We start from the raw sequence: 23,816 nt of genomic DNA on the forward strand, positions 1-23,816 counted from the left end.
ATTGATCATGTATTCTGCAATAGCTGTAGGAGATATCAATGGGGACGGGTTAATGGATTTCGTTATTACGGGAGTTCGCAATGAACCTGGCGTTCCCCCTAATACCAAAGTGTTTGAGATCTATTATAACTTGGGAAATAACACTTTTAGAAAACGCGATGATACGGGGATCTCACCTGCGAGTTGGGGGTCCGTTCACATTGCTGATTTAAATGGAGATGGACGTGCAGATATTTTTGTCAATGGTCAAGGGGTATCTGGCAATATTTCTAATGTCTATTTTCAACAAGAGGATGGGAGTTTTGTCCTTTCAGAGAATAGTTTTATAGGAACCTATTTTAGTGCTTCTGCTATTTTTGATGCAAATAGCGACGGCTTATTGGATATTTTGATTACTGGATTTGGATCTGATCAAGGGATTACCACATCTCAAGCTAAATTGTATTTAAATAAAGGAGAAGGGGTTTTTATAGAGCAAGAATCAGGCCTTGGAGGCGTTCATTTCCCGTCTATTAGTGTAGCAGATTTTGAGGGGGATGGTGATCTGGATATCTTGATCATGGGGATTAATTTGGCATCAAATACGAGATCTCTTATTCTCTATCTCAACGATGGCACAGGAAGTTTTACACCTTCTTCTTTTGAGTTTGAAGGTTTAGCAGGAGGAAGTTGTGCTTTGGTAGATTATAACAAGGATGGGTTTTTAGATGTTTTTGCCTTTGGTGGAAACAGCAATAATGTAAATCAATCGTATTTTTACGATAATCACAACAACGAATCTTTTACGCTCAATGAGGTAAATTCAGCAGTTGTTCCAGGATTGTATAATTCTAGTGCAGTATGGTTTGACTATGACAATGACGGTGATTTAGATTTGTTTGTTACGGGATACAATGATGGAATCACCCAAGCCATTTTATTTGAAAATACAATTGATTATTGTGAGGCTTCTGTCGAATACACCGCTCAAGCGATAACAAAGGTTAGTCTTGCAAATCTTGTTAATGAAACTGAATCTACGGTTGGGGGGACTACACCTGGGTATATCAATTTTACCGAGATGACAGCTAATTTGCAAAAAGGAGAAACCTATACTTTAAGAGTAAAAGGAAATACCGATGGGGCTTTTACTCAAGATATTCGTGTGTTTATCGATTGGAATCAAGATCTCCAATTTGATATGGCAACGGAATACTACGCTGCATCCCTTGAACCTTCAACAGGAGTAGATGACGTTGAAGCTGTATTGACGATTCGCGTTCCGGATAACGCTGTTTTGGGTGATACGCGTATTCGTATTATCAAAGATCATTGGACAGCGTATGAAGAAGATGAAATTAGCGGTTGTTTAGATGCTTATTACGGGCAAATTCACGACTATACGGTAAATATCGCAGAGGCTACTGTGGAGCCTGTATGTAATAATGACGAACCGGGTATGAATCCTGGAGATACAGGTTGTGTTAGTTTTGTGTACAATGGGCAACAAGTAATCTATACAACCGTACGTGCTGCTGATGGAAGTATTTGGCTTCAACAAAACTTAGGTAGTGACCAAGTTGCTACTGCTGCAACAGACCAAATGGGATATGGTGATTTATTTCAATGGGGACGTTGGGATGATGGACATCAAAACCGAAATTCACCAGTGTCTTCGGCTACTGTATCTCCGAATAATCCTTTGGGAGTGGGACAAAGCAACGGTGGATTTATTTTGAGTACACCAATATGGTGGGAAGAGGGAACTATTAACGATACTTGGAATGCAACGACAGTAGAAGGAATATCGGCTACAGATGGGTGTGATCCTTGTAAAGCTTTAGGTGAAGGATGGCGTTTACCAACGCAGGAAGATTGGGGAGCTGTAATTCAAGCGGAATCAATCAGTAATATACAAGCTGCTTTTGATAGTAACCTTCGTTTGCCAATGGCCGGTACTAGAGGTACTAGGGGAGTGTATGGTGAAGGTAAAGGGTATTATTGGAGTTCAACGGCCTCTCCTGATAATGGAGCCTTAGCTAAATATGTATATATTAATGATAGAAGGATAAATTCCGAATTTAGTGGATATCGTCAACGAGGAAATTCTGTTCGCTGTATTAAAGCAGCAAAAGCTGTTGTATCAGCGTATTGTGAACCTGAAGTTGGCAACGGATCTTATAGTTTGCCAATCTATGAGTTTACGTTTGATGGACAGACAAAAACGAGTGGAGATGGAACCAATCAAGCACCTCCTTATGAAGATTTTACGGCAGAAGTTTTAGAAGTTGAACAAGGACAAACGTATGATGTGGTTGTAAAGGGAAAAACAGATGGTCAAAACAATATTTTAGTACGCGCTTATATCGATTTCAACCAAGACTTTACCTTTTCTGAAGAGGAAAGCATTGATTTAGGTTTCTTGAACAATATTGGTGGAGAGAGAGGAGAGCTTACAGCGTCGATTCAAATTCCCGCATCTGCATTAGCTGGCTCAACGAGAATGCGTATTGTTAGTATGTACCACAACCCGGAGAGTACACAGGCAAATTTAAAAAATGTACCTTGTCCGGTGGGTTACTATTTAGGTCAGGTAGAAGATTATACGATAAATATTAGTAATGGAATTCCTGTAACAGGGGTAGAAGTATCAACTGAAAATGATAGCCCAACCGAAATTACGACTGAAAATGGTACATTACAATTGGTTGCTCGTGTACTTCCAACTGAAGCCGATCAAACTGTGGTTTGGTCCATTACAGCAGGTGAAGATTTTGCAAGTGTGGATCAAAATGGTTTAGTAACAGCTCTTGAAAACGGAGAGGTTACGGTAAAAGCAACTTCTGTTCGAGACAATACCAAATTTGCTGAACTGACCCTTATGATCGATATTGAAGCCCTTCGTTGTCCAGAGATGAACCTAACAGTAGGACAAATTGAAGAGGAAAAAGCAACACTTGCGATTGCATCTCGTGCAACGGCTTTTGAAATAGAATATGGTGTGGAAGGATTTGAAAGAGGAGAAGGAACAACGCTTTCCATGACTTCATCCACCCAATTAATAGAGGGATTAACGGCAGAAACAACGTATGATGTTTACGTTCGTACATCAACTTGTGAAGCTTGGCAAAAAGTATCCTTCACTACAATCAAATTAAAAGAACAAGTAATCACCGTTGAGGATGTAAGTAAAGTATATGGAGATGCTCCTTTTGCAGTAGGTGAAGCTAGTAGTCATTTGCCTTTAACGTATACGAGTACGAATGAGACTCTTGCTGTTGTGGAAAATGGTTTACTTACCATTAAAGGAGCAGGTGAGGTTGAGATCATCGTCAATCAAGCTGGAAATGACGAATACTTAGCTGCAGAGGAGGTTCGCTTTGTACTACAAGTAGCTAAAGCACCTTTAACTGTTAGGGCTACAGATCAAACCAAAGTATATGACGGGGAGGTGTATACACAGTGGACCGTAAATTACGATGGTTTTGTGTATAATGAAAATGCTGCGGTATTAACAGGGGACCTTCTTTTTGGAGGAACAGCTGTAGAGGCTACACAGGCAGGAGATTACCTTGTTGAGGTACGTGGGTTAGACTCGTCAAATTATGCGATTGCTTATGAAACTGGACGTTTTGAAATTACAAAAGCTCCATTGCTGGATATTGTATTTGAAAATGGTCAATTTGAGTATGATGGAACAGCTAAATCAATCCTAATTACGCAAAACTTACCAGAAGGAGTAACCGTGACTTATGTTGGAAACAACCAAACTGAAATTGGAACTTATAGGGTTACAGCACTGCTAAACGGTGGAACAAATTACCAAGATAGAGAACTAGAAGCAAGGATGATTATTCGTCATCAATTAGCTGGTTTGGTATTGGAGGATGCTGTTTTCGAATATGATGGCACGGTGAAAGCACTTGCTGTTAGAGGTGAATTACCAGAGGGAGTAACCGTATCTTATGCGAATAACGAAAAAATAGATGCGGGGACCTATCGAGTAACTGCTACAATTTCTGGTGGGGAACGCTATGGAGATCTTGTATTAACGGCTAATCTAACGATTACAAAAGCGAGAATAGAGGGAATTACATTAGCGGATCAAACGTTTGTTTACGATGGAACGCCAAAATCAATTTTTGTGAGAGGCCCTATTCCACGTGGAGTAACGGTAGAGCACTTAAACAATGGTAAAATTGATGTGGGAAGCTATCAAGTAGAAGCGAAAGTTAACGGAGGAACCAATTATTCCGATCAGTATTTAACAGGAACGCTGACTATTGTAAAAGCAGATCAAACGCTTACTTTTGACGAACTTACAACGCTTATTTTAGATGAATCGGAAGATTTTCAACTGCAAGCGAGAAGTACTTCGTCTTTACCTATACAGTATACCTATACTTATTCGGATACAAAACCTGCAGCTGAAGTAAGCGAATCAGGGTGGGTAACACGCAAAAAAGTGGGAGAGATTACAATTACCGCTAGTCAAAAAGGAGATAAAAATCACCAGGATGCTATAGCAGTAACTCGTACGTTGCGTATCGTAAACAATGATGCGACGATCCATGACTTATGGATTGACGGAGAAGCCTATCAAGTAGAGCAAAAAGAGATCTATTACTTTATCGAATGTCAAGATGAAAAAACTGAAGTAAGTTTTAAAATTGGCGTAGACGAAGGGGCTCAAGTGGATCCAACAAGCGAATTTGTTATTCGCGTTCCAAAACCGGGGATTTACAAACACACGGTTACGGTGACTTCTCAAAATGGACAAGTAAAAGAGAACTATGTGATTATTGTTGAAAAAGCATTTGCCTTTCAAGAAATTGCGCACAAGAAGTTCAATAATACGTTGTTGATTAACAAAAATCCACAAACCAATGGAGGGTATCATTTTGTAGGATTCCAATGGTTTAAGAATGGAACTCTTGTTTCGGAAGAACAGGTTTATTCTGTAGGAAACACTGGGGTTCTGGATTATAGAGATGTTTACCACGCTATAGTAACCACGAAAGAGGGAGAGCAAATCCACGTATGTCCAATGGTCGATGTACAAGATCGCGTGGGAGAAATTAAACTATATCCAAATCCAGTAGTTTCTGGGCAACCTACAACGTTGTCTGTTCCTGTTTCGGGAATTGAACTAAGAGGAATTCCAGTTCAGATTTACAACCTTGGCGGACAGCTATTGCACACGGTATTTATGGACGGAGAAATCACGGAAATTACCTTACCTCAAAGTATGCCTAGCGGTATGTACATGGCCGTATTCGAATTAAATGGTCAAAAAGAGTCAATCAAATTTGCAGTAAAGAAGTAAGATGAAAACAATAAAAATAACAAGCTTGGTTGTTTGTTTACTCCTAGGAGTAAGCACAACCAAGGTCATGGGACAAGAAATAGAATTCGCTGTTTTAGGAGGTTTAACAGGAAGTAAAAAACCAAGCATGAGTCTTAGTGATGGACAAACATTTGGATTTTCTGCACTTTACTTGCATCCTATCAAGGACAATCTCTCCTTTGGAGCAGGATTGGAGTTTGGAGCGTACAGTGTGACGAAAGAACTGAATAATTACAAAGGAGCTATTTCGTCTATTGACGGACAAGGAGATGCTTTTGAATTTCGCTATGCTATGGCGAAATTCAAAGAAGATCTCAAGGGGAATTATTTGAGTATTCCCCTAAAAATACAGTATGAAGGACCAACATTGGGAAGTGAAAACCTTCGTTTGTACGCTGCTGTAGGATTGAAATACCAGTTGTATTTTAAAGCGAATTCTAAACGCAACCTAGAAGATTTGCAAACAAGTGGATACTACCCCCAGTGGGATGCTGAATTGTTTGGACCCAAAGGAGTGGGCTTTGGAAAACTAGGCGATAAAAGCGAAGAGGAAAAACTCAAGTTAAACAACGGTTTTTTTGTGCTTGGTGAAGTAGGCGTAAAATATACTTTATCTGAAGATCAATCGCTGTATATAGGTATTTATGGCGACTGTGATTTAGGAGGAACAAACAAAGAAAACACAGCGTTATTGACGTATAAAAATGGAGAGAAAATCAATAGCGTATTGGGAGGAGAACAGGAATCGTATAAATTGCGTCTGTTTACTTTGGGAATTAAATTGAAATATAGTTTCGATTTGTAGTTTTCCATTTTCTTGGCTCTAAACGAAAAAAGCTTGAGTATATGCTCAAGCTTTTTTTGTTTGGATTACGTGGAGTTGTTATTGGGCTTTTAAGTTTGTAGCAACAGCAATTCGATTCCAAGCATTGATGGTCACCATACACATCAATAATTGGGCGAGATACTTTTCGTCAAAAAGCGCTGTTGCTTTTGCATAAAGCGCATCGTCAATTCCTCCCTGATGAATAAAGGTAACAGCTTCCGTCATGGCAAGAATTACTTCTTCCTCTGCTGTAAATAGCGTCGTTTCTCTCCAACCAGCGAGAACAAATAAACGACGTGGATCCTCTCCATAAGCCAAAGCATCCTTGCTGTGAATAGCTAAGCAATAACCACAACCATTTAATTGTGAGGCTCTAATTTTTATGAGTTCTTTATGCGTGTTGGTGAGCAAGGAGGTGTTGAGGTAGTTCTCCAAAGCGAGCATCCCATCATAAGCTTGGGGATCTGAACTGTAAATAGGTTTTCTAGTTGACATCTTGTTCTTTTTTAGTAAGGTCAAACTTACTACTTGCTAAACAGAGAAAACTTCAACAGGTTTAAGAAAATCGCTTCTTCTTAATTTCACTGAGATATTCAGGACTAAAACCCAAATAGGAAGCAATCAGATATTGAGGGATACGCTGTATAAATTCAGGAAATTGTGCTTCAAAGTGGAAGTAGAGTTCTTCTCGACTCAATTCATACAGATACATCAATCGATATTGAGCCGCACCGTAAGCCTTTTGAAAAATAGAGCGAAAGTATTTTTCCATAATGGGATGCGCAAGTAATAGTGCTGTAAAATTAGGAGTGGTTATGCGAAGTATTGCTGTTGGCTCTGTTGCTTGTATGTAAAAACTACTCGTTTTTTGTTGTTCAAAAGATAAAAAGTCAGTCAACCACCAGTGCTCAATAGCAAAATCTACCGTTTGCTCTAAACCATTGCGCTTGATATAGTAACTTCTTAAACAGCCTTGAAGAACAAAACACAAAACATCACAAGGTGTATCTGCTTTTTGGATAATTCCCTTCTTAGGTACCTTTTCGAAAATAAAATAAGTCGGTATAGATTCCCTTTCTTTCGTATCTAAAGTTCTAGTGAATCGTTCAATATGATGAATTAAATCCATGTTGTTTTTCATAACCTAACAATTTAGCAGTAACGTAAGTTAAAGATAGGTAATTTATCTAGCTGACAGGAAAAAGAGGATGTACTCAATCTTTTTTTGTTAAAATAAACTTATAATATATTGTTCTTTTTACTTTTTATCCTTGTTAACTCTAATTGGGTGGTTAAAATATGTCCATGTTAATTATTTTTTAGATGATTAAAACTATTTTTTTGCACATTAGTTGTACTTTTTTCTTCTTTTTTTATGTTTGAGCATAGATTATGGTTTATTTAAATTTATCTTTTTGATTTTATTGTTTTGTGACTTTTTTAGTTGTTTTAGTCTAAAATTATGAAATGTTTAGCGTGGTAAAATAAAATTTTGACACAAGAATAATAAATTATGGAATTTAAAGACTTACATGTTGCTAGAAGTGAAGATAAAGGAGAACTTGTTTTTTTTGGTCTCCTTACGGTTTTAATTGTATTGTGTGTTTTTCTTTTTCGGCCCATCATACTTCAAGTAAATTCAACTATTTTTATTATTGTAATCAACAGTATTTTGATTGCCTTTGCCTCAAAGTTAATCAACAAAACATTGAAAAATGAAGTGTATAAGTTGATTGTAATAGGATTTAATTTACTTTTATTTGAGCTAGTATTTGAAGATAAAAAAAGTACGATTTTCTTTCTGTTTAATTTTTATTCGATCATGTATGGTTTATTGTTCGTTTTTTACTTTAAGCGTTTTTCAGTTTTAATTAGTGAAATTAGAAGTTACGTATACTTTGTCAATTGCTTTCTATTTTTCTATTTTTTATTGATCAATATTGAGTTGATACTTCTTACTTTTTGTAGCGAAGGATATACCAATCAGTTGAGTTATTTGTTTATCGGGATAAAGTGTATTTTACTTTTTATATCGATATTAACTCTTTTTCAAGGTATTTCGAATCAGGTGAAAAAAAAACAAAACCCTGAAACGCTCAAGAATAGACACTCATTCTAAAGCATTTGATACAGCTTTTTTTTTTACTCAAGTTTAAAAGCGGAAAGTAGAAGTAGAAATGTGTCATACCTTGAGGCGTATTGTAGCAAATACACTTGTCTTGTGGTTGTCTATTTCTTGTGAGAAGACGGAGTGTATCACAAGCAACAAGAGCAGTGCACCGAAAAAATAAAATATATCCCTTTTATGTTATGAATTTGATCGTTTATGTTGTTTTTAGTTTTGTTGGTTATTTTTTGGTGTTTAACCTTTGTAAAAGGTATACTTCTTTACGCACAACTATAAGTTTTATCTGCGGGATACTTGCGCTATCTTCTCTACTAGTCTATGGCTTTTCACGTTATAAAGAAACATATGATATCCCAGTAGGCAGTATTGTGGGGATGATTTGGAGTCCTTTGCTCGTCTTGTTAACCGTCGAAAGACAAACGTATGGGCGCTATTACCTCTTTTTTCTCTTGTTGTTGCTAGCCTTAGTTCTTGGAAGTGTAGGTGTGTTTATTTATGTTCCAAGTCACCTAGAACAAGTGGAAGAAATTGCATTGAAAATAAATTTTTTAAGTTGTTTAGGTTTTGGTAGTTACGGCTACTTACACTACATCAACAAAAAAATGAAAACGAAAGACCAAGAAGTGGCTATTTTATGCTATGTAGTCTTACTATTTTTGGCAACCTTTTTTTTAAGTATTCTTTTACTCGATGGCATTCAATACGTTGTAGATGTAAATGAGCTTTTTCTCTTGTTTAGCTTTAGTGTTCTTTTTCTCTCTTTTTGCTATGAATGTACGATATGGCTTGCTATCAAAGAGGAAAAGTTAAACCGAAGCTCAAAAAAAATGAAATGGAAGTACTTTCAAGAAACGAATATTATTTTGGCAAAATCGATTGCAAAGCAAGAGGAAAAAAAATTAAAAAAGCCCTCCCCAAGACAACCTGTCTCTGACTCTTTTGCAATTGATTCCAAAGTAGTGAAACAATTGCTGTACGTAAATCTCATAGATACAGAACTTTTTTTAGATCATAATCTTACACTTAGTAAGCTAGCGGATTTGACTCAACTGAATAAAGCAAAATTAAATGATTATTTTAAAAACTCGGAGTCCATGAGTTTTAAACAATATATCAATCGGCTGAAGGTGGAGTACGCCATTAATGTCATACGAGAAAGAGAAAAGAACATTACCGTAGAGGAATTAACCTTTGTGTGTGGTTTTAATACGCGTTTGTCCTTTTATCGTGCGTTTGTTTATTTTTATGGGTTTGCTCCATCTGAACTTTTAAATGACTAATCTCCGTTTTAGCGAATCGTTTGACCAAAGATGTAAACGATACATCGCAAGCCATCCCCTTTTTTATTTAAACCAAGTTTCAGCTACTATTTTTCTTGTTTTTGGTAAATATCACAGTTGATCCAAAAGGGAAAAGTTGGGTAGCATGTTGAGAAATGAAGCTAAGGGATTTTAAAAAAGTTAATAAGAGGTTACATAAAAGGAAGGTAGCACAAGGTTAGGAAGGTGAAAATAAAAGAAAATAGTTAAACGGGGGAGTTATTGGCGATTGATAAATAAAAGATATGTAAAAATGAAACAAAAATAGCTTAGTCGTATACAGACTAGTACAGTGCTGAGCGGAAGTGGTAGCCTCTTTTTAATAAAGTTGTTTTTTATTGTTTTTTAAATAAAAGTTAAACCATGTATCAATTTCTTTTAATGATGATTTATTGGTTTTTTGATTCTTTTTTTAACTTTTTGGTTGATTAAGTTTGAAAATCTATTGTTATTCTTAAAATGACAAAGCGTCTTGAACTGAGAATAAAGACGCAATGGGATAGAGAAAAACACGAATATAGAACTTTTAATTTACTACAAGTAAAATAAAGAAAGTATAGAATTAAATCGACAATTATGAAAAGAAAGCTACTAGTTATCGGTGTTCTGTTGTTAGCAACGACAACGTATTCACAGGTTGGAATTGGGACAACAATCCCAAATAAATCGGCAGAACTTACTATGGTATCAAAGGATAAAGGGTTGTTAATTCCCAATATTGCCTTGAAAAGTACAACAGATCAAACAACTATTGTCAATGGAAATATTGAGAGTTTGTTGGTGTATGCCAATAAAGCGCAGGGGGATGTTGTTCCTGGTTTTTATTATTGGAATACAGGGGAAAAGAAGTGGTTGCGCATTGTACCAGATGTAGATGTTACGAGTACCGTTATTAATAATTTTAAAGAAATTATTACTAATGAGACGGTTATAGAAGAGATTCAACAGATTTTTCAGACTGTAGGAGGAAATGTGTATTATGATGGGACATCTTTTACATATACAAACGAAGCAGGGGTAAAGGTTCCTCTTGATATAGAAGCCTTCATTAGAGCTCATGAAACGATCACCACAATGGTCAAAGATCCTTCAAGTAATGGTAAATATACCTACAAAAACGAGGCGGGTGTTTCCGTAGTCATTGATGTACCCGCTGATGTAATCAACAGCTTTGAGGAAATCATTGCGAATACCACAGTACAAGAGATACTCAATCAGTACATCATTACGATTGGTGGAAATGTGTATTATGACGGAGAAATATTGGAGTACGTTGATTCTGAAGGAGAGCGACATGAGGTCAACCTAACTAATGTAGTTCGAAACAGAGAAACGGTGACTAAGTTGGTGAACAACAATAATGGAACGTTGACTTATTACAATGAGAAAGAAATTGATAGCAGCGGAATTCCTATACCGCATACGGGAACTACTTTTAATATACCAAAGCCTGAGACGTATGATTTAACAAGTGTTGTGTTACTATCTCAAGGGCTTTTTTCATCGAAAAGTTGGACGTATGATAGAATGGTTGCACAAAGTACTGGAAGTTCAAATTTTATCACAAATGCAACCTTTGAACCAATATTTACGGTGTATTTTCCGATTGTTAGTAACAAGCCTGCCTCAACAAAATACCTAAATTTGGAAATGAGTATTGTTGGACATGTAACAACTATTGGCACTTATTTAGCTAATGTTTAAGTAGAATCATTAGTAGAAGTGAATATCTATGTCAATAATGTATTGGTGAAAAGCTTTGTGCCAAGATATTTTTCTATGGGCGGGTATGTGTATGGAACGAATGTCAAGACGGAACCTTTTTTTGGAATAGTTGTATTTCCTACTAATTTAGTTTTAACGCCAACAAATAACAAGTTAGAAGTTAAAGTGAGACCGAGAGCTAGTAATTTTAATAGAAACTTTGGAAGTACAGATGGATACTTTAGAAGAGGGATGAATGTTTTTTATTTAAGTTTAGGTTCCACATTTGCAATGCAAATTTTTGAAAAATAATAAAATAAGCGATGAAAAAGAAGATAGAATTATTTGTGTGTTTTTTGGTTGGAGCACTGCCTAGTTTTGGGCAGGCTCCGTACCAAAACACCTTAGTAAACCAAGGTACCTTAAGCATCAGCAAAGATGCTGTGGTGAGTACGAGTTATGATTTTGACAACACGAGTACAGGTGTTGTCCAAAGTGATGGGGCTACGTATTATTACCGTAATTTTAACAATGATAATTTATACTATCCTAGTACAGGGGTGACTACAGCTCATGCGGTATTTATGCCTTTAGATGGAGATCCCAAACAGCAGCAAATCTCAGGGTCTAAACCCTCAGAGTTTTATCGGGTTACTTTGAATAATCCAACGCCGGATATGGGGTTCGATTTGAAAAACGAGATGAATATCAAGGGAAGTGTTGACTTCCAAGATGGAATTGTACAGGTTGATTCCCTGATAGGTATGTTGACGTTCCATCCAGGAGCGAAAGCACTTCAACCTAGTGATCAGAGTCATGCGGATGGTTATGTAGAGAAGCTCGGTAAAGATCCTTTTACCTATCCAATCGGCGATCAAGGGATCTATCGTCCTGCTCGTATCTCTTCACCACCTAATGAGAAAGAGCTCTACCAAAGTAAATATGTTTTGGAAGACCATGAATTTTTTAAAAATCACAGGGCAACTAGTCCTTCAATTCTCCTGCTCAATACCCGAGAATATTGGCAGTTGGAAAAGCCATCGAGTAGTAGTGGGGATATTATGTTGAGCTTGGGTTGGGATGATCGAACCACGTTGTCAGAACTCTTGAAAGACCCAGAGGATCGTTTACACATTGTACGTTGGGATGAAAAAGAAGGGATGTGGGTGGATGAAGGGGGTATTGTTTCCGTAGATACGCGAGAAGTTACCACCCCTGTTCGCGTAAGAGGCTACGGCTATTTTACCTTAGCCAAGGTGGATGCTCATTCAACCGCTAACGATTTGATGGTTTACAATTTAGTTACGCCTGATGGTGATGGGAAGAACGATTACTTTTTGATCGACAACCTTCAAAAGTACCCGAACAACCGGATGGAGATTTACAACCGCTGGGGCGTAAAGGTTTATGAGACGACTAACTACGGCAGCTCAGACAATGTGTTTAGAGGGTATTCCGACGGACGTGCAACGGTTAAGAAAAAGGAGAAACTTCCAACAGGCACGTACTTCTATATTTTGACGTATGAGAAGAGTGATTTGAATAGTTCTCGTACAATAAAAACGTCGGGTTACCTGCATTTAGAGACGAATTAAAAAACTGATTATTTTGAAAAAGAAGATATATTTTGGGATCAGCCTAGGGTTACTAGGTTGTTTCCCCAGCACTACGCATGCCCAACAAGATCCGCAATACACGAATTATATGTACAATCACAGCAATATCAACCCTGCCTATGCTGGTAGTCGTGAAGGGTTTTCCATTTTCGGTTTGTATCGCACCCAGTGGGTAGGCTTAGAAGGAGCGCCTAAAACGGCAACGTTATCTGCGGATACTCCTTTGGGTCGTTCGGGCTTAGGTTTGGGTGTGAACTTTACCAACGATCGAATAGGGGCGATGGATGAAAACACTTTGTCTGTTGATTTATCCTACGCAGTAGAGTTGAATCCCGAATACAAATTAGCCTTCGGATTAAAAGGATCGGGTAATTTGTTGAATGTAGATTATAGCAAGCTCTCAATTTACGATCAGAGCGATCCTGTAGTATCAGACAATGTAGAAAATAAGTTTAGCCCTAATCTAGGTTTAGGTCTGTTTTTATATTCAGAAAAAGCCTATGTGGGCTTGTCAGCACCTAGTTTATTAACACGGTCTCGTTATGACGATAACAATTTGAGTACCCTTCGTCAACGCATGCATTTGTATGTAACAGGGGGCTATGTGTTTGATCTTACTTACAATTTGAAGTTTAAACCAGCGGCTATGGTCAAGATGGTAGAAGGAACGCCGCTTCAGGTAGATTTGAGTGCGAATTTTATGTTTAGAGAGAAATTTACCGTTGGAGCGGCTTACCGCTGGGATTCTTCCGTGAGTGGCTTAGTCGGTTTTCAGGCGACTGAAAATATTATGATCGGCTATAGCTATGATGCGGAAACCAGCAAGTTAGCTCGCTACAACTCTGGTTCTCACGAGGTCTTCCTTCGCTTTAATTTGTTTAATGGCTTTAAGCGCGTAGCAGCGCCAAGGTTCTTTTAAAAAAAGGATTGTTATGAAGAAAAGTATACAGCAATGGGGAATCGTTGTTCTTCTAGTTATAGGAGGATTTACAACGAGTTATGGGCAAATGGGTAAAGCAAAACAAGGAGATCGAGATTTTGATCGATTAGCCTATGCCAATGCCATCGAGATATATGAAGGATTAGCGAATAAAGGCTATGTGAATACTTCTTTATTACAAAATTTAGGTGATGCTTATTACTTCAATGGAAAACTAATAGAAGCACACAAATGGTATCGCGAACTCTTTGAGGGAGATTACTCAGACAAAGACCTCTCTCGATTGCCTTCCGAGTATTTTTATCGCTATGCGCAAACGCTTAAAGGCGTGAAAGACTATACTAAGTCTGAAGAAATGATGGATCAATTTTACAACTTGGAGAAAGCAGACTCCCGAGCAGCCTTGTTCAACAAGAACCGCGATTACCTGCGTACTATTGCTCGTCATTCGGATCGGTATGAAATCAAGGCCTTGAATTTGAATAGCGAATATTCGGATTATGGAGGAACAATTATAGGCAACAGTTTTGTTTTTACCTCTGCACGAGCAACAGCCAACCAGAAAGGCCGTGCTATTCATTCCTGGACCAATGAAAGCTACACAAGCTTGTACAGCTCTCCAGTGAACAAGGAAGGGTTTGGTGACCCCGTTCGCTTAGCTATGGGAGATTCTGCCATCAACGAGGCAACAGCAATCTTCACTTCAGATGGTAAAACTATGTATTTTACTCGAAATAACGCAACTTCCAATGGGAAGAGTAAACAAAATAAAGAGCATACCTCTTTACTTAAGATATATAAGGCATCAAAACAAGCAGATGGGCAGTGGGGAGAAATTGTAGAATTGCCGATCAACTCGGATGATTTTAATACAGCCCATCCTGCTTTAACACCCGATGAGAAGTGGTTGTATTTCGCTTCGGATCGCAAAGGAAGTATAGGGCAATCAGATCTATTTCGCGTTGCTTTATATGAAAACGGAGGATATGGAGTGGTGGAAAATCTAGGTAAGAATATCAATACAGAAGGCCGAGAAAGCTTCCCTTTTATCTCTTCAGATAATCAGTTGTTTTTTTCTTCTGATGGACATCCTGGTTTAGGAGGATTAGATGTTTTTACTTCTCGAATGTATCCTGATGGTAGCTTAGGACCGGTGGTTAATATGGGTGAACCGATCAACAGTAACATGGACGATTTTGGATTTTACCTCGATGCTAAGGAAAACAAAGGTTTTGTTAGTTCTAATCGCGAAGGAGGTAGAGGGGCAGATGATATCTACTTTTGGGTAGAGAAACCGTGCAAGCAAACGATTGAAGGAATTGTTTTTGACAAGAAAACCAAAGCTCCTTTAGCCAATGCGCTCGTGGTGATTTCTGATGCAGTGTACCAGAAAAGTGAAACACTGCGTACTAATAGCCAAGGATATTACGTGAGTGCTCTTCTAGATTGTGGTACTAAGTACCGCATTAAAGCAGAGGTAGATTCCTACAATCCAACAGAAGTAACCGTATTGAATACCGAAAATTCCCCTGGAGTAAAAAAGGTAGATATTGAATTAGAAAAAACGGAAATTCCCATTGAAGTGAACGATGACTTATTCAAGACCTTAAACTTGAAGCCAATCTACTTCGATTTTGATAAGTCAGATATTCGTTATGACGCTTCGATTGAATTGATGAAGGTTGTAGAACTAATGAAAAAATACCCGAGTCTGAAAGTAGATGTGCGTTCACATACCGATAGCAAAGGAAAAGACTCCTACAATCTGAGCTTATCCGATCGTCGTGCTAAATCAACGATGGATTGGATGATTTTACAAGGAATCGAATCGAGTCGATTAACAGGGCGAGGCTATGGAGAAACAAGACTCTTAAATCGCTGTAGCAATGGCGTTCGTTGTAGTGATGCAGAACACCAAGAAAACCGCCGAAGTGAGTTTATTGTTGTAGAGAAATAGGAAAAAGAGAGAAAGCAATTTTTTTTATATCATCGTGCTGTACGATGTAAAAAAGCAGCTAAATGGAGGAGTGCTCCTTGTATAGGGAGTCCTTTTTAGGAGGTCGCAAAAACAGAGGTTCAAAAAGTAAATGAATGAAAAGTTTAATGTGTTTTGGATAACGTTGGGTTGATTGTTTTTTTAGGAAGTAAGTAGTTTAGAATCAACCTAAACGTAGTTTTTGAACTGTTTTTGCCCCCTCCTTCTTTGAATATATCGATCTTCTACAAACAAATTTCAAAGATCAATGGAAAAATGGTAGAGAGATTGCAGTAAGATTGAATGTGAAAAAGATAGTTTTATACTTATGTCAATAAGTTGAGAAGCAATATTTATTTGTCTTAAATCCGGTTAATATGCCCCTACAAAATGTATTTCTTATTGTGTTGTTGCCAATCGTTCTTTACGAAATACTTATAGCTTGCTTTAAGTGCGTACTAAACAACAAACGCATCGTTTATAAAACATGTACTTGGTTTATTTATTTTGTTCTTATTCAACTGGTCCTATTGGTTTTAGAAAATAAGTTCGTCAATCACATGACTCATTTCCCAATTTGGGGATTGATGTTTCTATTTTACGGACCTTACGTCAATCTGATTTTAGCAACCTGGAGAACCGAAGTACACCAACAAGAAGATAGTAAGTTTTTGGGCGATTTTTACAGCATGATGTGTGTATTCATCAGTTGTACTTTTGTTAGCTTTATGACAAGTGACCTGCTTTATGTAACTGAAGTTATAGGAGGTGTTTTGGCGTTTTCCTCTATATACTACGGAATTCGTTTAGGAAGGAAATGGGGAAAGATAAGCGTAGAAAATCAAGGTGAAGGACTACAAAAAAAAGAAAGAAACTCAGGTAGGTGGGTGTATATAAGCCTAAGTTTTATTTTAGTCTTGTTCTTTTTTATCCTATCACAGGATGTAAAGTTATCTGGCTTGTTATTTCTTTTTCTTTGGTATGTTTCTTTAGTGTTTCTCAGAAAAAACATAGAGGATGAACAGGTATTTCTAGCAAATCAAAGAAAGGAAATTGAACAGATAGAAGCAGAATGGGAAGATGATAGTGAGGATGATTTCGAAGATGGTAAGGAATTTGAGTACAGTAAATACGGACAAACAAAACTAAATGAAATTGTTTTACAACGCTGCAACTTAAAAGTTAAAGACATTATTATTGACAATAAGGCCTTTTTGGATGCCAATTTTAAAATGACAGATTTAACTGCCCGTACTAAAATATCTAGATACTATTTAGCTCAATATTTTCACGTCATTCATCAGATGAATTTCAGAGAATACATCAATAAATTGAGAATTGATCACGTCGTTCAATATATCAACAACTGTAATAAAAAAGAGAAATTAAGTGTGAATGACTTGTTTTTGGAAAGCGCATTTAATTCTAAAACTTCTTTTTTTAAAAGCTTTAAACAAGTATTGGGTTGTACGCCTTTTGAATATTTAAAAAAATGTCAAGATTAAAAAATGAAGATTGATGATTAGGTAAGTTTTAGAAAAAGTAACCTTTGTAAAAGGAGGATAAATAAAATAGTAAAATATAAAGATACAGTAATGCTTTTGGGAAAAAAGAAAAGAGTCGATCTACTTTTTTATGTAGTTTAATTGATTTTGTATTGAGTGAGTTAGTTTTTTCACATCATAGTGTTGCTGTATTTTTTTTGAATGGAAGAAATTAAAACGTTTATCCCCTTTTTACAGACTCAATGAAGGGTTGAGATTGATGTTGTTTTTGTGAATGAATAGCCAGAAAAAAGTAAGGCTAGACAACAAGGAGCTTAATGAATGAAATAGAATTGTAGGAGGTGCACATGAGACAAGCTATCGTAATGCTTGATAGGTAAAAGCATGACTTGTTAGTGGTGAAAGAGTGAGTGAAAATCACGTGAGGAAGGTAGAAAAAACAGGAAAGGGCTAGATACTCAGGTGAAGAACACACTACTAAGATAGAATGAAAAGTTAAGCTGTTGTTTCCATGAAGTTTTGCCCATTTTTTTATGGGCAAACTTCTTTTTGACTTCTTACGAATAACGAAGAAAAACGCCTACTATACGTCACTTTTGTGGCAATGGAGTAAAACTTCATTGTGCGTAAACTTACTTATTATCTATTTCTACAACAGTAACTGACCTAGTGGTTCGTCTGTTTTGTAGGCTATAGCCAAAGATTGTAAAGTCGTTGTATAAACCAGGTAAACATACTTTAAAAATGATTTGAATAAAAAATAATTACTATGAGGAAAATAACGTTAGAAGAACAGGAAAATCAAATTTCATCTGCAGAAGTTTTGACGAAGTTGAAAGTGTTGTTAGGTGTTAGAACAGCCAAAGAGTTAGCGGCTATTTTTAATCTAAAACCCAATACCATATCTTCTTGGAAAAAAAGAAATACGATGTGCTATGCCAAGGTTATTGACGTCTGTCATCAATACAACTTAGACTTGAATGAATTGTTTTTTAGCGATTATCAAAATACATCTATTGATAAAAGTTACAAAAATATCCCTATTCTTTACATTGAAGATTATCTGGAGTACTACTTGAGTATACAATCCAAACCTAAAAAGCTCAAACAAATTTATTTGCCTAAACAAGTAAACTTTGATATTGTTATTCAAGTTTATACCACAGTTTTTGATCAAGGGAGTGCTAAACTCGTTTATGCCTTTTGTAAAAAAGCAAAACAGTTAGATATAACAGTTAATCAAAACTATGTTTTTCTACTCAAAAATAAGGGATTTCAAAAATTTAAAGTGGTCGAGGTTGATCACGTCAATAATAGGGTGGGGTTGTACAAAGAAAATGCAGAAATAACTAGAATTAGTACGAAAGAAATTGTAGAAATATTTCATTGCATCAACTATCTAGTATGTTAAATGAACTTAGTTTTTTGTTGGGAAGAATTGGAGAACCCCTACAGATATTTCGATATAATTATTTACTCTATCCAGTGAATTAGTAAAAAAGAAGAATTTTAATTCTTCTTTTTTTTATACCAAAATATTTTTAAAAGTTGTACTAATTTTTAATTTTTTAGAGGTTCTAGGATTACTCTTCTGTTTCTGTAAGATCAATGCTGTGTGGCGTGCTCTTCTAAAAGTAAGATTGATTCTTTTGCAAGAGCAATAAAAAAGGCAAGCATGCTCTTTTCTAGCTCATAGGGTCCTCCTTTATTTGTTTTAATTGATAAAAACAGGGGAAATAAAGTATAGAATAGAGCTTGAAACTACATCTATTTAAAAAAGAAGATTGTTATTTTATAATTTGTCTTTGCAGGATTTTATGAAAAATAAAAACATTAATTTATTGTGTTGTAGGTCGTTGTGTGTTTTTTGTAAAAAGTTTTACACCTAGTAAAAAGATAAATACGATTTTGTTGTCATGTTTTTACACTTTCCTATCACTCTTTGAATGGAGTGTGATTTCTTTGCTTGGAGAGAAAAGGAGAAGTATTTGCTATTGATGCTATCTTTTATTCGCGATGTTTAAAAATAAAGACAATAGAGCGAAACATTAGGTGAAGGGAATGAATCGCGAAATGAAATTTCCCCTCTATTTATGCGATCACAAGTTCTCTTATTCAGGAGAAATTAGGCAATTTATCTAACAACTAAAACAGGATAAGACACTTAAAAAAAGAAGTTATTATTAATAAATGTAAAACTAAGCAATGAAAAATAAAGTGCTACAAGAAAATCAAAATACGAGTTCTTCAATCGATGTTTTGACAAAACTCAAAGTGCAATTAGGCGTTAAGTCAAGTAAGAAATTAGCTCAAATTTTTGATCTTAAACCCAACACAATTTCGTCGTGGAAAAAGAGAAATACCCTTTGCTATGCAAAAATAATCGAGGTGTGTAAACAACATCAAATTGATCTCAATGAGCTGTTTTATTCAAACTATCCCAATAAAGCCATTGAAAAATATTATGCCAATGTTCCTATTATTTACATTGATGATTACTTGGAATACTATTTGAGTATCAAAACCAAGCAGCAAAAGCTCAAACAGGTTTATCTCCCTAAAAGTGTGAGCTTTGATATTATTATTCAATTGTACACCGCGATAGAGGATATGGAACATCCGCAATTAATTTATGCATTTTGTCAAAAAATTGACCTCTCTCGGATTGAGGAACAGCAATGTTATGTGTTTTTTGTCCAAAATAAAGGATTCCAATACTATAAAATTGTAGAGGTTACCGAAGAGCATACGCATTTTAAAGTGATGAAAGGAGCAGATTGTATAGAGTTGAAAATGGAGGAAATTATAGAAGTTTTTCAGTGGAAGGAATCCTTATCCTGTTAAGGAGAATAAACAAGAAGCATCGTAGTTGAATAATTAGGGTATTCTAGTAGTGAAGAAAGAAAAGTGCAAGAGACATAAACAAGAAAGAAATGGAACTATTGAAGTATATTTTAATTTCTATTCCCGTGATTTCTTCCATGACAGGTGGGATTATTTTATTGCTGGTTTTTTTTAAGAACCTATCTCATACAGAAATCCCTATTTTTCGGACCTTGGGAGGGTATTATAGTATGTTAATCGCGCTTTGGTTTTTAGATAAACTAACGCATAATCAATTCGACATTCGAATTCATATACTTCCTTTGATGATGCTATTTGTAATGCTATCTCAAGTGTTTTTTTATCATTTTGTCTGCTTTTTTATGCCTACAAAAAAAACATCTCATAGGTTTCATTATAAACAAGCCTTTTTGATGGGAATTGTAGCTTATGTTTTGTTCTTCATATTGTCTAAAACAAATGGAGTTACAACATTAGATTATCAATTTCTATATGCTAAAAGTCTGGGGATTTGCATTATTTCGAGTACCGTTTACTACACCTTTTTATTTTGGAGGCGAATGTATAACTATCAACAAAAAAAATGGATCGTAGACGGGCAACCATACAATTGGATTCACCTATTACTTTTGGGGAAAACAATCTTTACTATCCTGCTTTTTTTTTATGATCGCAGTGTTTGGATTTATTGTCTACTTGTTTTAGTCCTCTTTTTTCAACATGTCGTAGTTGCGTTTCGTCTACTTCAAGAGAAAAATAACATGAGAATTCCTCAAAGGTATAAGAATAATATTATGCTGTCTTCTGGACAAATAATTTGTGTGGATCAGGGGGGAGAATTGTATCCTGATGTATCAAAGACAACATTTTTTTATCCCATTGAAAACGCAAATAATGTATTGACACAACACGATATTGTTACCTATTTTACTGATTGTAAGCCTTATACGGATAGGGATTTTAGATTGGACACTATCGTCAGCCATTTAGGGGTAAATCGAACTTATGTTTCGAAGTTTATTAATATTACATACAACTGTAATGTAAGCCAGTTTATCAATGATTGGAGGTTAAAAGAAGTCGCGTATTTGAAACAAATAGAGAAAGAAAATAGCATTGAGAATCTAGTGATCAAAGCAGGCTTTTCTGACTATAGGCATTATTTACGTGCTTTGAAGAATGCAGAAAAAAGACAACAGTTTTAAAGGTGTATAAAATATGGATTACAACAATCTTTTAGTAGGGCTTTCTTTTTCTGCCTCTGTGTTCTCCTCTTTTTTGTGTCTTATCTTACTCGGGTTAAAGTTAGCTAGAGCGGTATCTGATCTAGGTATGAAGAAGGTAATTGTAGTTATACTCTTTTTTTATGCGATTTGTATCCTTTTCTTTAGTACAACTTTTTTTGATGTGTTTAGCTTGCTGCATAGGCCTTATGTAGACGGATTGATATTTCTCTCTGCATTGCTCATGCCGATCTTATTTTATCACTTCATTTTTTTACTCACAAGATTGAAAAAAGTAGAACAGTTCAACTATTTTAATTATGCAACTTGTTTTCTTATTACCCTTGTTTTTCATTACAATCAAGAAGGAATGGAAGAAATTGTTCAGGTACAATTCTTAGAAAAAATCTTTTTTTCCTTCTTTATAACCTATGGGGATACGTTGATAGCGACGCTGTACAATGTTGTCTATCTATTGTTTTCTCTGGCTCGATTAAGACAATACCGAAAAAATATAAGCAACTATTCTTCTAATGAAGAGCAAGACTCTTTATTGTGGCTGTATCCTATTTTTGTACTTGGTTTTCTATTGTTGCCTGGCTCTATGTTACGCGATGTTATTCCTGCGGTAAAAGAAAACCTAGTCTTTGGACAAGTTATCCCCAATTTTTTGTTCATGTTCTTCGCTATTTGTCTTTGCTATAATATTTTTTGTGAAAACTTCGCCCTCGTAACAGAAGATATACTTGAAGAAAATATAACCACAACTGATTTGGAAAAGAAAAAAGAAAAAGAATTGTTCATTGATAAAAATGCATTTGAACAATACATCATTAACAAGAAACCTTATTTAAATCCGCATCTGAAAATAACGGATTTGATTTACGACCTAATGACAAATAGAAGTTATCTGTCTCAATTTATTAACGCAACTTATAAAATGAACTTTTCGCAGTACATTAATCACTGTAGGTATCTCGAATACATGGCTTTACAATCTTCTTTGGTAAACAAACAAAAAACACAAGAGGATATTATTCTCGCTTGCGGATTTAGAAGCTATGAAAGCTTTAAGCGAACTCAAGATTTTTTAATCAAAAGGAGGCAAGCTTGATATCGTATCGTACTTGAGTTGTTCTTTTTAAATATCAAGCCTCCGTGTTGGAGAGTTGAAGAAATAGAAAATCCTTATATAGAAATAAGTTATTTCTTTATAAAAGTGCTTTGAAAAGCACGGAAAAAGGGTATTTTTGTTTTTACAATTATTAAAAAAAGTATTATGTCAACGATAGAAAGAACAAAGTGTCTAATTATTGGATCAGGACCTGCAGGATATACGGCTGCAATTTATGCTGCTAGAGCAAATATGGCACCTGTTTTATACCAAGGTTTACAACCTGGTGGACAGTTAACAACAACAAATGATGTCGAAAACTTCCCTGGATATCCTGACGGTGTTACTGGACCTGAGATGATGCTTCAATTAGAAGCTCAAGCAAAACGCTTTGGAACCGACGTAAGAGATGGCTGGGTTACAAAAGTTGATTTAAGTGAAGCAGTAAAAAAAGTTTGGGTCAATGAAACAACAGAAGTTCATGCCGATACAGTGATTATCTCTACAGGTGCAACCGCTAAATATTTGGGATTACCATCAGAACAGCACTATTTAAGCTTAGGAGGTGGTGTTTCTGCTTGTGCGGTATGTGATGGATTTTTCTATAGAAACCAAGAAGTTGTTATTGTAGGAGCGGGAGATTCAGCTTGTGAAGAAGCGCATTACCTTTCTAAACTTTGTAAAAAAGTAACGATGTTGGTTCGCAGTGATAAATTCAGAGCTTCTAGAATTATGGAAGATCGAGTACGCAACACAGAAAATATAGAAATTTTGATGAATACGAGTACGGTTGAAGTACTAGGAGACGGAAATGTAGTAACGGGAATCAAAGTAAAAAATAACGATACAGGTGTAGAAACAGATATTCCTGCTACTGGATTCTTCGTAGCTATTGGACATAAACCCAATACAGATATCTTCCAAGGTCAGTTGACAATGGACGAAACAGGATACCTAATCACAGAAGGAAAAACAAGCAAAACAAATGTAGAAGGTGTGTTTGCTTGTGGCGATGTCCAAGATAAAGATTACAGACAAGCCATTACAGCTGCGGGATCTGGGTGTATTGCTGCTTTAGATGCGGAACGCTATCTAGCTTCAAAAGAATAACAATAACGCTTCTACACTTCAAAAAATAACACCTTGGTGTTGAAGATAATGAGAAACGTTATAAGTATAATGAATTAGGGATAAGACACTTGTGTCTTATCCCTTTTTATCACTCATTTTTTTATGCCTTATATTTGATTTTAATAGAGCGCATCATTAGATATTTTTATCTTTGTACTTTAAAAC

General features: G+C 36.0%; 16 protein-coding genes. 14 read left to right on the forward strand and 2 right to left on the reverse strand.

Annotated features, from left to right (window positions below):
• Positions 1-7 precede the first annotated feature (7 nt).
• Complete coding sequence (locus ACPDG9_RS08820; RefSeq protein WP_430527392.1) at positions 8-5,305, forward strand: FG-GAP-like repeat-containing protein; 5,298 nt, start codon at positions 8-10, stop codon at positions 5,303-5,305.
• 1 nt (position 5,306) lies between these two features.
• Positions 5,307-6,131, forward strand: a complete 825-nt coding sequence (locus tag ACPDG9_RS08825) for a hypothetical protein (RefSeq protein ID WP_430527393.1) — start codon at positions 5,307-5,309, stop codon at positions 6,129-6,131.
• Positions 6,132-6,209: 78 nt separating this feature from the next.
• Here ACPDG9_RS08825 and ACPDG9_RS08830 read toward each other — a convergent pair whose 3' ends face one another.
• Entirely contained in the window at positions 6,210-6,647 is a 438-nt protein-coding gene (locus ACPDG9_RS08830) for a carboxymuconolactone decarboxylase family protein (RefSeq protein WP_430527394.1), read from the reverse strand.
• Positions 6,648-6,708: 61 nt separating this feature from the next.
• Positions 6,709-7,293 (reverse strand): Crp/Fnr family transcriptional regulator, encoded by a 585-nt coding sequence (locus tag ACPDG9_RS08835; RefSeq protein ID WP_430527395.1) that lies wholly within the window; start codon positions 7,291-7,293, stop codon positions 6,709-6,711.
• A gap of 1,169 nt (positions 7,294-8,462) precedes the next feature.
• Here ACPDG9_RS08835 and ACPDG9_RS08840 point away from each other — a divergent pair.
• The 12 genes from ACPDG9_RS08840 (at position 8,463) to trxB (ending at position 23,630) form a co-directional block, all read left to right on the forward strand.
• Positions 8,463-9,560, forward strand: coding sequence for a helix-turn-helix domain-containing protein (locus ACPDG9_RS08840; protein WP_430527396.1), 1,098 nt, complete (start codon positions 8,463-8,465; stop codon positions 9,558-9,560).
• 615 nt (positions 9,561-10,175) lie between these two features.
• Complete coding sequence (locus ACPDG9_RS08845; RefSeq protein ID WP_430527397.1) at positions 10,176-11,303, forward strand: hypothetical protein; 1,128 nt, start codon at positions 10,176-10,178, stop codon at positions 11,301-11,303.
• Positions 11,304-11,360: 57 nt separating this feature from the next.
• Positions 11,361-11,615 carry a hypothetical protein gene (locus tag ACPDG9_RS08850; RefSeq protein WP_430527398.1) on the forward strand — a complete coding sequence of 85 codons (255 nt, stop codon included), beginning with the start codon at positions 11,361-11,363 and terminating at the stop codon, positions 11,613-11,615.
• Between the two features lie 11 nt (positions 11,616-11,626).
• Positions 11,627-12,898 (forward strand): gliding motility-associated C-terminal domain-containing protein, encoded by a 1,272-nt coding sequence (locus tag ACPDG9_RS08855; protein WP_430527399.1) that lies wholly within the window; start codon positions 11,627-11,629, stop codon positions 12,896-12,898.
• Positions 12,899-12,902: 4 nt separating this feature from the next.
• Positions 12,903-13,838: a PorP/SprF family type IX secretion system membrane protein gene (locus ACPDG9_RS08860; protein ID WP_430527424.1), complete on the forward strand. Its 936-nt coding sequence runs from the start codon at positions 12,903-12,905 to the stop codon at positions 13,836-13,838.
• Positions 13,839-13,851: 13 nt separating this feature from the next.
• The gene (locus ACPDG9_RS08865; protein WP_430527400.1) at positions 13,852-15,816 is read left to right on the forward strand and encodes an OmpA family protein; all 1,965 of its coding nucleotides are present in this window, start codon (positions 13,852-13,854) and stop codon (positions 15,814-15,816) included.
• 395 nt (positions 15,817-16,211) lie between these two features.
• The gene (locus tag ACPDG9_RS08870) at positions 16,212-17,339 is read left to right on the forward strand and encodes a helix-turn-helix domain-containing protein (RefSeq protein WP_430527401.1); all 1,128 of its coding nucleotides are present in this window, start codon (positions 16,212-16,214) and stop codon (positions 17,337-17,339) included.
• Between the two features lie 769 nt (positions 17,340-18,108).
• Complete coding sequence (locus ACPDG9_RS08875) at positions 18,109-18,750, forward strand: helix-turn-helix domain-containing protein (protein ID WP_430527402.1); 642 nt, start codon at positions 18,109-18,111, stop codon at positions 18,748-18,750.
• A 794-nt stretch (positions 18,751-19,544) separates the two neighbouring features.
• Entirely contained in the window at positions 19,545-20,183 is a 639-nt protein-coding gene (locus ACPDG9_RS08880) for a helix-turn-helix domain-containing protein (RefSeq protein ID WP_430527403.1), read from the forward strand.
• Between the two features lie 89 nt (positions 20,184-20,272).
• Complete coding sequence (locus ACPDG9_RS08885) at positions 20,273-21,388, forward strand: AraC family transcriptional regulator (RefSeq protein WP_430527404.1); 1,116 nt, start codon at positions 20,273-20,275, stop codon at positions 21,386-21,388.
• A gap of 13 nt (positions 21,389-21,401) precedes the next feature.
• Entirely contained in the window at positions 21,402-22,520 is a 1,119-nt protein-coding gene (locus tag ACPDG9_RS08890; RefSeq protein WP_430527405.1) for a hypothetical protein, read from the forward strand.
• 165 nt (positions 22,521-22,685) lie between these two features.
• On the forward strand, positions 22,686-23,630 hold the full coding sequence (gene trxB / locus ACPDG9_RS08895; protein ID WP_430527406.1) for a thioredoxin-disulfide reductase: 945 nt from the start codon (positions 22,686-22,688) through the stop codon (positions 23,628-23,630).
• The last annotated feature ends 186 nt before the right edge of the window (positions 23,631-23,816 follow it).

Origin of the sequence: Myroides sp. C6-3, from assembly GCF_050522425.1 — a bacterium.
Lineage (GTDB): Bacteria > Bacteroidota > Bacteroidia > Flavobacteriales > Flavobacteriaceae > Flavobacterium.